We start from the raw sequence: 12,401 nt of genomic DNA, 5'->3' as shown, positions 1-12,401 counted from the left end.
TTTCAAGGCGCTGTTTCCGCGATATAACGGAGCTGAACCTACAGCGCCTTACGAGGCGTCTGTCAGCCGGACGCAAGGACCACGCCCATTTTAGGAAGGATCCATCGCGCCCACTCCAGTAATTGATAAATGGGAGTGCCTGTCATGAACCATTCAACTGCGACGACCAAGCGTACCCGTGACCGCCAACCTCACCGGGAGAAGCCACCTAGCGTTGAAGGGCCTGCAATCACATTGACCCAGCGTGAAAAGGAGGTGCTGGGCTGGACTGCCAGAGGCAAGTCGTCGTGGGAAATAGGAGTGATTGTCAATTGCACTGAATCGGGCGTGAATTATCACTTAGACAACATCCGTCGAAAATTCGACGTTAAATCGCGCTGGATCGCTGTGTTCAAGGCCCTCGAGCAAGGTTTGATTCAACTGAATTGAACCTGCGGCCTGCGGTGTCCGGCGTGCTATTGGTCCCTGTCGAGACACCGCATGAACCCTGCGCAACCGCTGTTCTCTGCTGCTCCCCTACTGTGGGGCGACACACCTGAAACACCTGTCCTTGGCATGCCGGGCAGGACTCGCATTATCCTTGCCGACGATCACCCGGTGGTGCTGATGGGCGCAGAAATGGCCCTGTGTCCGCCGTTCAGCCAGGATTTCGCGATCGTCGCCCAGGCCCAAAGCGCCGAGGAGTTGGTCGAGCACCTGGAGCAAAAGCCCTGTGACATCCTGATCACTGACTACGCGATGCCCTACGGCGAATTTCCCGATGGTCTGGCGTTGATCGGCTACATCAGACGTCACTTCGGCCATGTCCGCTTGATTGTGATGACCATGCTCAGCCATCCCTGCCTGTTGCAGGCGTTGCTCAACCTGGACGTCTGCGCACTGTTCGACAAACGCAGTGCCTTGCCTGAGCTCAAGCGTGCAACAGAAAGCGTGCTACACGGTCGTCGTTATCTGTGCCCGACCTTTGCGCGCATTCTGCACGCCCAGACGCTGCTGTCCGCCGGCGCGGATAAACCCTCGGCCAGTCTTTCCGAACGAGAACTTGAAGTGGTGCGGATGTTTGTCCAGGGTCTGTCTGGCCGCCAGATCGCCCTGCAGCTCAACCGCAGCGAAAAAACCATCAGTCGGCAGAAACGCACCGCCATGGACAAGTTGGGACTTGAGCATGACGGTGGCCTGGTGGAGTTTGCACGGGTCAGTGGACTCCATGTATAGCGCGGTCATGAAGGTGTTTGCACATCCCCCGTCTGGTGCTCGGCGAGTACCACTCCCGCCGCGCGTACGAACGTGCTGCCGTCTGCCCCCTGAATTCGGTTCGCCAGTTCGCCATCTCGATAAAAACGTCGCTCCGCTCCTTCAGGGCCATCCTTGCCGACGAGGGTGTCCAAAGGGTCGTAATCAAGGTTGCTCCCAGGTTCACCTGACAAGCCGCTGATGCGGGTCAAGCGGCCCAGGGCGTCGTATTCCAGGACACGCTGCTCCTCGTCGTGGATCAAATGCCCATCGGCGTCATACTCGAGCAGAATCTCGGCGGGGTAAGGTGCTCCCGCGTTGTTCTCGACGCGGGTCAACTGCGCGGGGTCCAGAGGGTTCTCGAAACGGTAGAGCGCGCGATTGAGCTGCCCATCCGTCGCAGTCGTCAACACCTGGGTCAGGTTGTCCAGGACATCGAACCTGAACACCTGCCGCGCGATCGCCTTACCGTAGGGATCGACAGGGGGCTGGCTACCCTCACAGGTATAGAGCGTGAGACGCCCCCGCAGGTCGTAGCCATACGTCTCGTCACGCAGCACAGCGTCGCCCTGCTTCAAGGTTCGTCGCTCCACCAGGTCGGCAGCGTTATAGACCTGGGTCAATTGTTGCTCGATGCCATTGAGGTCGAAGGTGCGCTGGATCTCTCGACCCAAATCATCGTACTCAAGCGCAATGATCACCTGCTGCCCACTGGCACTGTCACGGGTCGTGATGGTTGCCGTCTGCCCCAACTCGTCATAACTGAAGTCCGAGTGAGTGCTGCCCAGTTGCGTCGACTCCAGGCGCCCAGCAACGTCATAGTCATAGCTCTGCACCTGCTGCAGCACATCGGTGTAACTCAAGAGCTGGCCCAGGCGGCTGTAGTCGTAGTGCATGGCATGGGATTCACCCGGTTGATTGCGCTGCTCGCTCTTGAGCTCACCCGTGGAGAAGTATTGGCGACTGATACCCAGCGCCTGCTCCTGACAACTGACCAGCCGGGCGTTTTGTTTGTCGTAGACATAGTCGGCCGTGACCTGCCCGGGCAACTGTCGACGCATTGGCTCTTCACTGAGCTGCGGATTGTACTGGTAGTGGATCCGTTGCTGGCTCGCCGTCGTGACGGTGTCCGGCTGCATCATGCCGGGCAGGTAACTGAAGACCTGCCTGCGGCCTCCGGTGGTCGAGGCCTTCATGCGGCCAAGCCCGTCAAACTCCTGCCTGCCGAGGACGACATCGTTGACACTGATTTCAGTCGGCAAGTCTTCGGCGCTGTGCAACGCGTAGCGACGTTGGACCACGGCCCCGTCTGGCAACGTGTTACGAATCATCCGACCAAAGCTGTCGTAGGCGTATTCGGTCCTGCCGGACCGGGCATCGATTTCCAGCACGGTCTGGCCAAGGCCATCGTAGCCGTACTCATGCAAGCTGATCGCGCCACCGGCGGTATCGAAGCGCTCGATGTGCGCCGGCTTTTCAAACAGATTGACATAGGTCACGGTCATCCCGGCCCGCTTCGCCGCAACGCCCGATCCCTGCCGCCAACTCCGCTGGATCGGTCCTTTCCAGTCAACCGCCCCAATCGGGTCGGTCTGTTCATGGAGCTGCACACCATCCGGGCCGGTGACGCAGCACTGCATACCCCAGGCGTCGTAATCGAACGTGCGAGTCAGGGGGACTTGCTCCTCGCCCCGCCAGTCGAACTGGGTTTCCTCGATCAGGTTCTGCAGCGCGTCGTATCGCGCTGACCAGGTTGTGCGGTATTCATCGGCGCGGGTGAGACTGTCGGCGTTCTGCCGTTGCTCGTTGATCGGTCGATTCAGGCCATCGAAATAGGTGCGGGTAGTGACATTCTTGACATCCGTGACCTGTTGCTGGGCTTGCTGTCCATCCAGCGAGGTCAGGTAGTAGGTATAGGCCCGCGTGGCTTTGAACTCATCATCATCCGGCGATACGGTTTCACTGGTCACCCGTTGCAGTTCGTCATACGTACTGCGGATTTTCACGCCGTTGTCGTCGTAACTGAGCAATGGCTGGCCGTGGACCAGCGAGTCCTCACGGGTGGTCACCTTGCGCACAGGTTCGGCGCCATGGTCGAAACCGGTCAGGGTTTCAATAGTTTCCAGTACCGTCTCACCTGCCAATACGCTGTCGAGAGTGCGGTAGGCATATTCAGTGGTGCTGGTCAGACCATTGAGCATCGTGCGCTGACTGGCTGGACGACCATGCAGGAACACCGCACCGGGTTGATCGTGATACGCGTACAGCGTCCGTTGCAGCTCGACTTCGTTGCTGCCCTGCAGTTGCTGCAGGGTCTCGCTTTCACTGCTCAGCCAAGGCGCCTGGCCGCTGCCGGTCAACGCGGGGAGCGCCAGGTAGCGCAAGCGCATGCGTAATGTCGGGGCGCCTGGCTGTTCGAGCGACGAAGGGAAAACCGTGCTGTCCTTGCGGTTGCGGACAAATCCTTGCGGATCGGCCGGGCAACCGTCGCTGGCTTCTTTCGGGTAGTAGGTGTGAACCGTGCGCACGCCGTTGGGTTCGACCTGCTCAAGCTGATTGCCATGGACATCGAACGCGCTGAGGGTGACCTCTTCGCGGAACCTGCTGGCATCATTGTCCATTCGCCAACTGCTGGAGGTTTGCCGGGGCAACTGGAACTGCGCAGGCTGCTGGGCAAAGGGTTTGTCTTCGGCGTAATACAGGGTCGCCTGCAACTGGACGCAATGGTCCTGAGTGATCTTTTCTTCGGTAAGCAGATGAAAGCGGTTGAAGGTGCGATCGACCTGGCGAACGACCGCGCTACCCACCCGCTCAGCAGCGTGACTGCTGTACACATAGGTGTGCGGAACGTTGTACAGCGGGTCCATTCCGTCTTCCCAACTGACCGTCTCCCGGTTGCCCAGAAAGTTGTTTACCGAATAGGTGTACACGACTTCCATCATCGGTTGCCCGAAGCCGGGATACGTGCGGTGGCGCGTCACCCGGGGCAGGTTGGGTCGTGTCACGCCGTTCGGATAGGGGTGCCCATCGTCCTGGTACTCAATGGTTTCACGGCCACCGGCGGGCGTCTTGACCTCGTGCAGACAAAGGATGCCACGGATCGGGTCGTTGCCATAGTCGAAACGCCAGGAGGGTTTTTCCTGGGTCGGCAGGACAATCTTCGTCACCCAGCCTTTGCCGTTCAATTCCATTTCATAGCGCGCCAGCGGGGTTCCGCCAGGGCCGTCGAAGGGGCGCAGCAGCAGTTCGACCTGCGAGTCGTTGGGGCGATTGATCCGCAACAACTCGCCCTGGGCATCTCTGACCGACTGCAAGCGCTGGCCGCCTCTGAAGCTGGCGTAAGTCAAGTGGATGCTGTGACCACTGGGGGCGTAGATCTGGCTGGGCAACGCCACTCGGTCCTCGCCGCTGCCGCCAAGCGTGAGCACTTCGATCAATCCGGACTTGTGCACCACGCGGTAGGTACCGTCCTGATTGTTGTAGAAATGGAAGCTGTCGAGTTTCTTTTCCCTGATCGCCGGCTCAGTGCCACTGCCGGTAACTTTGAATGTTTCCCCGGTACTGAGCGATAGAATACTGTTGTGTGCGGTGAACTGGCTCAGATTGAGGTTCCAACCAAAACCATAACCGGAGTCAATGATATTGATGGGATTAAAACTCAACTTGAACATAAAGTCCGGGCCGCATAGCCAGTTGCTTTTTATTTCGGGAAAGTCGAGGGACAGCGTGTATTGCCCGGTACGCGGGTCGACGCCGCCTTGCAAGTAACTCATGAAGGCAAACGCCTGGGAATGCACCGCACTGGATGTGGTCATGTTCCATACCCTTTTACATAGATGACGGAATCCACCGCAGGCACCACCGAGTGCGCGCCTGCGACTTCGAGAAGGCCTGTTATTGCGGCAACAACACCAGTCGGTTGCGACTGTCTGCAGTACTCGGGGGCGCGAAGCCGATTTGCAACCGATGGCGATTACCGTCCTCATCCAGCAACACAAAGATGACCGCTGGATCCAGGAGTTTTCGATAAAGCCGGTAGACATCTCCCCCCGCCATGCCGTCATACCAGAACTTCATGTCATGGGTGCGATGCAAACTGATCAGCAACTGACCCGGAGAAGGCTTGGAACCACCCTCAAAGGCGCCGCTCAAGACCTTGCCGGTTTCCTTGAACAAATTTCTCAAGTACAGATCGAATGACAAACCTTCGGGGGCAGGTGAATCACTGTTGACACCGTTCGCCGGGTTAAACGCATAACAGGTGTAGCTGAAGAAGGTTTCATCCAGCAGTTCACTTTCCCATTGAATCGTCGAGATGTTCTTTTCGATATGCAGGGTCGAGAATCTCACCGGGTAAGAGCCAAGCCGCCGATAGCTCAGGCGCCAGTAGTCCGTTGACCAGAGGTAGTAACTAAACACATCCCGATTCGGATTGCTCGGATCGTTCGGCTCATCATGACCGTTGGGATCCTGAGCGACACGCTCACGGTCAAGCTGGTACTCCGCCTCCGACGGTGCAGCGGAAAACACACCGCGCACCGACACCTCGCCAGCCGCCACCCCCCCCGAACTAAAGGTCGCCCCATTGCCTTGAAATCGGGCAAAAAACGTTTGATTGCCTTCAACAGCCATGTGGATGTAGAGCTCGCGATAGCGCGTGCCATTGTTGTCTGGCTTGGGCAGCACCACCGCTGGGGCCTGTTGCGCCATGGTGGGAAAATAGCGGAAACGGTTCCTCTGCTTGTTTGCTGCCCACTTCAACGGGCTGTTGTGCTCGATGCCTTCCTCGCCAAGCGTTATGAACGGCACCTCCGCGCCCGTCAGTTTGTGGACCAGTTTCAATGTCGCCAGGTCCGCATCACTGACCGGAACGTAATGATCGCGGCCATCGATTCTCACCGGCTTCGTCTCGATCTTCACGACCACGGGTACTTGCTGGCGACCGTTGGCATAACAGCGGTTATCGTCACCATTGATTGAAACATCGAAGTTTTGCAACTCGCTCCAACGCAACTCAGGTTCCGCCCGTTCGGTGAGCTGGATGATGCTGAAACCGCGACGCCGGATGGGCCCGACACCATCGTATTGAATGTCACACCTGACCACGCTGATCCGTGAAGCGCCGAACGCCGGCGGGGTGAAAACGCCATCTTCGTTGACTTCCCCTTCACCGATGACGCTCCATTGGCAATCTTCCTTCTGATAGTCCTCGGCCCGCAGGTAAACCAATTCGGACTGGCTGATCTCCGAGACATAGGGCGGATCCACCTGCAGCGTCTGCGCCGACGCCACCACGACAATCGTCGCTTCGATCGACTCGTTACTGCTTCTGTCCTGTACGGTGAGCCTGACCAGTTGCAGCGGTTCAGCCTGCGTCACCGGCGGGGTATACAACGCCCGATTATTATCAATCCGGGTCAGCGTGCCCTGCGTCGGCAACAGCGTAGGCCAGATCAACTCCCCCCCCGTCACGGTGGTGACGCGCAGCGGAATCTTGTCAACCGTGCTGCCCACCCCACTGGTACATACCCGGGGCGATATACTCATGTTTTCGTAGACCCCCAGCACCATGGCGGAGCGCGTTTGCTGGCGTCCGTCCTGGGTGTAAGACGCAGTCACCAGCACCGGCTGGCGCTCCTTGCCCAACCGCGAGGCCGCTGGCGAGGTGTACAGGCCGCCGTTGGCGGTAATCGTGCCGACCGCCAGCGGACTGATCAGGTTACTCACACTCCAACTGGCCCTGACCACGCTGCCGTCACTCTTGCGCGCGGTGAACTGCTGGACCTTGCTGCCCTTCATATTGACGAAAGCTGGCTCGACCGCCACGTGCTCGGTTGCGGCCTTGACGTTCCCCAGGATCAGCATGTCCGCAGGACGATGCCGACCGCCCGGCGTCTCGACAAAGATGTTTTCACCGGGAAACAGCAGATTCTTCAGCACGTCCAGTTGCGTTTCGTCGACCAACTCCAGCCACTGTTGATTCAACACCAGGGCTGCGCTGTACAGCGGTTGATTCGCCCCATTGGTGTCGTCCGGAATCAGGTAGGGGAAATTACTGCCATCGGTGGGCAAGCCCTGGCCATTCTCATCCCTGGCCTTCAGACGAATGAAGACCAGTACCGCACCATCAGCCGAATCGCCGGAACCAGGGGCTTTTTGCGTGCGGATATAAAAGCCTGTGGGGCTGAGGGGGTTATAGCCGCTGAAATCAAACAGCCCCAACTCGAACATGCGGCGGTCATCCGGCTGGGCCGCAAGGAAGCCCTGGATGAACTCGGCAATTTTATTCTGTACCCCGGGCAGCTCACCCAGATTGCATTTAAGGTTGGGGTCGCTGGCCAGATCGAGGGTCACCCGCCCGCGTTTATCGACCTCGCCCTCGATGTGGCCCAATTCGATTTGCATCTCGATCCTGTAGCCCATGTCCTCGGTAATGCTGAAGCTCGACATCAGAGCAGGCACCCCGGTCACCGGGTAACTCATGGCGGTGTAGGTACCGCCAATCAGGTTCATGGTCACCGTGACCCTGGACCTGTGCAGAGAGGCCGAGGCAAACGACAGCACCGGTTTGCCCAGCAATAGCGAGTCGAGCTGTACCGATTCGGTGTGGTCCGGGGTCACGTACAAATAACCACTCATGGGCGGTATGAAACGCGAATCGCTCAACCAGCGCAGGTACTGCTCTTCCAGCAGCCGATTGAGCTGGGCACGACCGAATGCCGCCACCGCCCCCCAGCCCAGAACCACTGAACCCGCCCTCATCCGCGCCAACAGATTTGCCAGAGAATTCGACATGATGCTGCTCCCAAAATTAGTCGGCGCTGAGTGCCATTTGATCCGTAGTTAACATGCGGATCGCCTCTGGCACGGTGTAAAGCGGGATGGGCAGGATGATATATCCATCATCCGGGGCTCGCCCTCTAACGTCCGGAATGTGCGCAGTGATCACGGCGAACTTGTGCGCCCCCATGGCGTCGATCGTGAACACACCGGTCTTGGGGTCCACGTGACCTGAACCTGCGATCACCGCCCAACTCATGTCTTCCGTCTCGGGATCAGCCACCCAATCGCCAATGCTCGCCTGTAGCCTGACCTGATTCGCCGGCCCGCCCGATCCTGGCACGATGCTGACCGTCATATTCGGCAGTTGGTGCAATTTCAGCACGGCGGACCGTTCAGTCTTCTTGGTGCGGGGATTGGTCACGACGATCTGATCCACGCTGAACACCAGCTTACTGTCGTCAGACCGGGGTCCGGGATAATAGGTGTGATCGCCCCCCTCCTTGCTGCTCGGCAGCACCTTCGCCCCCGTGCTCGGATCCGCGACAGACCAAACCAGCGCTTCGCCGTTCAAGGCCCCGGCCGACACCTCGCGACCGGCTACTTCCTCCACACCAACAACCTGCACCAGCGGGTTGATCACGATGTCGTAGCGCAGCACGCTGACCAGCGCGGAACTGCTGCTGCCACCGGCCGTGGCCGTCACCCGGACCCGGGTGTAGTCGCCCGCGAACTGACCGGCATTCGGCGCCGTGTAGCGACCCAAGGTGTTGATGGTGCCGGGCTGACCATCACTGCCGGGAATGTTCTCGACCTTCCAGGTCACATTGCTCATCGCCGGGATGGTGCTGAACTGGAAGGTATCGCCGCGACCGATAACCGGTTCCAGATTGTTCAGGGTGAAGGCGGTCAGCGTGGGGCCGACCTGGCCGAAAATGGCCAGGTCATGGAAAAATTTGACGTCTTGCGGTTGAACCCGATTTAGCCCACGGAACAACAAGCTATTGAGCATCAACACATTGAGGTCACCTACGGCTCTCGTATAATCTTTGTCGGCATCCCTGAAGTACTCGCGAACCCATTCAACTAACGCGTCCCTTACTCTTGACAGATGCGCGGGCGGCAGCAGTGATTGATTGGAGAAGTCAGGATAAAACTCCAACTTGTGCGCACCCTGAGAATATTTGAACACCAGATCCATCGTTTCAGAATCAACCGCCAATGTTAACGTCGTATGAAATCGAAAGCGTGTAGGAATATGCATAGTTCCTACATGACCCGGCGAGTTCACAACAACCTGTATGAACTCGCCCTCCTTCAACCAATCAACAAATAAATGCCTGAGAGAGTTAACGGTTGAATCTACGACCTGAAAGCCCTTAAAGTAACTTTTCTCATCCGGAGCAGAGACAAAAAAATTCAAGACATTACAGCGATACTGGTGATCATCAATCACCAGCCTGTTAGCCTTTTCAACCGTACGAGCCCCGCGTATCGCATAAGCAGCAAGAATCGATTTGCCACCCGCCTGCATTTCATATTCATACTGAAAAGAATCCTGATTCAACAGTCGCCGCATTCCGGAAACAACTATTTTGTCGTAGAAAAAATGATGCCCCAGCAACAGAGTGGCCGAAACCCCATCCGGCAGCAGATACTTCAAGTCACTGCTCCTGGCAGGCAGCGCACCATCACTTTGCCCTTCCATCGTCACAAACAGCAGTACCGCGCCTTCTTCCTCGTTTTCATTAGCCGCCAGTGTAGCCCCGCTGCCTTTCTTATTATGGGTCCGGACCACAAAGTGCACGGGCTTCAATAGCTGGTTCTGATCAATCGTTATCTCATTCAACACAAAGTTTTTTTGCGCCTCCGGCAACTTATTGAAGTGCGCCTTCAAGCGTTCACCGGTAAACTTCGCCAAGTGTTCGGTTTGCGCGTACGTCATCCGATAGTTCAGCCCTTCGGCAATATTCAGCGATACCGTCCCCTGCCGGTCTACCCCTCCCTGAGTGACTTTGAGGTCAATATCGTATTCCAGGGTCGGCCCATCTATCGGCCCCCACAGCGCCACTTTAGTGGTACGCCAGGCCGACGCGCCCAGTGGCCGTTCAAAAGCCATGTGCGTGCCCCCCATGACTTTCTGCCGGATGCGTGCCTTGGAGTTTTCCAGGTTTGAATTGGTAAACGACAGGCGTGGAGCATCCATTACATAATTGACCATGTACTCTCGATACGTTGGCGTCTGATTATCCTGGAGCAGCTCAGTAATGGGCGGTAGGTAGTTCCCCGTGCTGAACCGATTAATATATTCCTGCAACAGCACCGCATTGGTCTTCGACCGGTCATAGGCCAGAATAGCGTTCCAGCCACGGGTACGTGGCTCGACATTCAGCCATTTATACATTTCATCCAGAGAGTTATTGCTCATGATAGATATCCTTGCGATTGGTTTGACCAGGCCCCATGCCCAACACTGATTCATGCAGATAGTTTGAGATTGCCATCTTTGAACGGCCAGTAAGTCTCACCGCCATCGAAACTGACGCTGGCCTCCAGGGTGAAGTTTTCATTGAGCCGCAGAGAAGCAAGGAAAGTGCGGGCCAGGACGGCGGTCACCCGTTTACTGTTGAACTCCGCCTGAGTGACCGGCAGCGCATTGCGCACGGTGATCGACGTTGAGCCGCCACCGGAAGCCCTGACCCCGCGGGCGACGATTTTCAACAACTGCCCGGCGGCCATGAACGGCCATTGCGCCACGGTCAGATCGGCGCCTGCCGCAGGTACCCTGGCCAATGACAGGGTCGAAGTGCCCTGGGCCTGAGTGCATTGGGTGTCCGGGTAGCGAGATGCCGGCAACGGCACGATTCGCAGATTGAACGCGACGGAGTCCTCGCTCGCGGTCTGCCCCGGCGGGGTCACGCGATAGAACACCTGAAAACGCTGGGTGGCCGACATGTTGGCGGCAATCGCCGTCGCCGGAATGAAAAAGCGTCGGCCCGCGCCGCCGACCGGGTTCGGCGCGATGTGGCGCCCCCCTGCGGCATGGCCGAACCAATGCATTTCCACCTTGCCTGAGCCAATCTCAGCCTGCGCCGGCACGTTGACATAGGCTCCTGAAACATCAGCCGGCAGACTGCCCCTCAGGTCGCCGTCAGCCACGGCATCCTCGACGATGGGGGCCGGCAGATCCAGCGGCTTGCTGATGTCCAGCGCCAGTGATTCGCTGGACAGCGCACTACCAGCGCGTGCGTACTGATAAGTGAACGTGACCCGAGTATTGCTGTTGTCCAGCAGCCATTGCTGTGGGATATGCGACTCGATCAGGCCGCGGTCGAGTATTGAACGATCGACGCGCAATGCGCTGAGCAGGCTTCTATCGGCCCGATTGGCGTTGCCATAGACCAGCACACGGTCGCCCTGCTGGATGTCGGCGTAGGAAGGCTGGATGCGCAAGATCAGGCCGTTGGGGAACAATCCCGGATTGATCGGGCCATCGCTGTGGTTGAGGATCTGCGGTGCGGGTAACCGGGCCACTGCCGGCTTTCTGATCAGCAGAGTCTGGCGCTCCGACTCACCGCGCTCGCCCGTGCCATCGGCATATTGAATGCTGTAGCCGATGTCGGCGCTGTCGTTGAACAGCACCTGGTCTTGCGGCACGGTGAACGTCAATGGCCAGCCAATATGTTCAGCCTTGAGCTCCAGGGTCCGGCTGATGGGGGTATCCGGGAACCCCTCGAAGAATCCTTGCCAGGTAAAAGTGACCTTGTCACCCACGCTCATGGCAGCATACGAGGGGACCACGGCGCTGGCGCCAACAGCCCCAACGGCATCGGGATCCAGGGCCAGCCCGTGGGACTCCTTGATCTGCGCCACGGGCAAGGTTTCCAGGCGTACGGAGGGCCGGCCGATACGGCAGAGCCTTCGCAGTGACTCCGGGCCACGGTTATCCGGATCACTGTTTTTGGAACTGCTGTAGGAAAACAACGCAATGCCCTGATCGAGCTGCCTCAACAGCGCGTTGGAAATATCCACCGGCATTCCCCGTGCAGCGGTGTAGCCCCCCGACACGGTGACATCGATCCGGGACGTCACGTAGTCAGCCGTTTCACCAAGCGCGCCGCAGCCTATCCACCTGGGCCAGATCACATCCTCATCGACCGTGATCCCGGGGTACTTGATGTACGTGCGCAACGCCTGCCCCCCCAATTCATCCAGGTCGACCCAATCGTCGTCCTTGAGGTCCGGTATGTCTGGAAGCGGGTTTGACTGTGCCATTGACTCAACTCCATGGGGGCTCGTACCAATAACGAAACAACTTCTGAGCAGTCGCTGATGCCGTGATGGCGTACTTTTACTCCTGCACGGCCCGCTCAACTACTAGCAGAACT

The 12,401-nt window shown here is 58.2% G+C and carries 6 protein-coding genes; 2 read left to right on the top strand and 4 right to left on the bottom strand.

Going from position 1 to position 12,401, the window contains the following annotated elements:
• Positions 1-144 precede the first annotated feature (144 nt).
• Together H7995_RS03835 and H7995_RS03830 are read left to right on the top strand one after the other, a co-directional pair.
• Positions 145-429, top strand: coding sequence for a helix-turn-helix transcriptional regulator (locus H7995_RS03835; RefSeq protein ID WP_166591702.1), 285 nt, complete (start codon positions 145-147; stop codon positions 427-429).
• Between the two features lie 51 nt (positions 430-480).
• Positions 481-1,215, top strand: a complete 735-nt coding sequence (locus tag H7995_RS03830) for a response regulator (protein ID WP_166591701.1) — start codon at positions 481-483, stop codon at positions 1,213-1,215.
• A gap of 5 nt (positions 1,216-1,220) precedes the next feature.
• Here H7995_RS03830 and H7995_RS03825 read toward each other — a convergent pair whose 3' ends face one another.
• From H7995_RS03825 to H7995_RS03810, 4 genes are all read right to left on the bottom strand, one after another.
• The gene (locus tag H7995_RS03825) at positions 1,221-5,048 is read right to left on the bottom strand and encodes an RHS repeat domain-containing protein (protein WP_166591700.1); all 3,828 of its coding nucleotides are present in this window, start codon (positions 5,046-5,048) and stop codon (positions 1,221-1,223) included.
• A gap of 79 nt (positions 5,049-5,127) precedes the next feature.
• On the bottom strand, positions 5,128-7,854 hold the full coding sequence (locus H7995_RS03820) for a hypothetical protein (RefSeq protein ID WP_185818019.1): 2,727 nt from the start codon (positions 7,852-7,854) through the stop codon (positions 5,128-5,130).
• A gap of 190 nt (positions 7,855-8,044) precedes the next feature.
• Positions 8,045-10,441, bottom strand: a complete 2,397-nt coding sequence (locus tag H7995_RS03815; protein WP_185818018.1) for a hypothetical protein — start codon at positions 10,439-10,441, stop codon at positions 8,045-8,047.
• Positions 10,442-10,491: 50 nt separating this feature from the next.
• Positions 10,492-12,288, bottom strand: coding sequence for a hypothetical protein (locus tag H7995_RS03810; protein ID WP_166592786.1), 1,797 nt, complete (start codon positions 12,286-12,288; stop codon positions 10,492-10,494).
• Positions 12,289-12,401 lie beyond the last annotated feature (113 nt).

It is taken from the genome of Pseudomonas kielensis (genome assembly GCF_014236655.1).
Classification (GTDB): domain Bacteria; phylum Pseudomonadota; class Gammaproteobacteria; order Pseudomonadales; family Pseudomonadaceae; genus Aquipseudomonas; species Aquipseudomonas kielensis.
The sequence above is the reverse complement of the archived record's forward strand: the minus strand, read 5'-3'. Positions and strand labels throughout refer to the sequence as shown.

Coding starts and splice junctions, on each gene's coding strand:
- H7995_RS03835 (WP_166591702.1), top strand. CDS start 145: ATGAACCATTCAACTGCGACGACCAAGCGTACCCGTGACCGCCAACCT.
- H7995_RS03830 (WP_166591701.1), top strand. CDS start 481: ATGAACCCTGCGCAACCGCTGTTCTCTGCTGCTCCCCTACTGTGGGGC.
- H7995_RS03825 (WP_166591700.1), bottom strand. CDS start 5,048: ATGACCACATCCAGTGCGGTGCATTCCCAGGCGTTTGCCTTCATGAGT.
- H7995_RS03815 (WP_185818018.1), bottom strand. CDS start 10,441: ATGAGCAATAACTCTCTGGATGAAATGTATAAATGGCTGAATGTCGAG.
- H7995_RS03810 (WP_166592786.1), bottom strand. CDS start 12,288: ATGGCACAGTCAAACCCGCTTCCAGACATACCGGACCTCAAGGACGAC.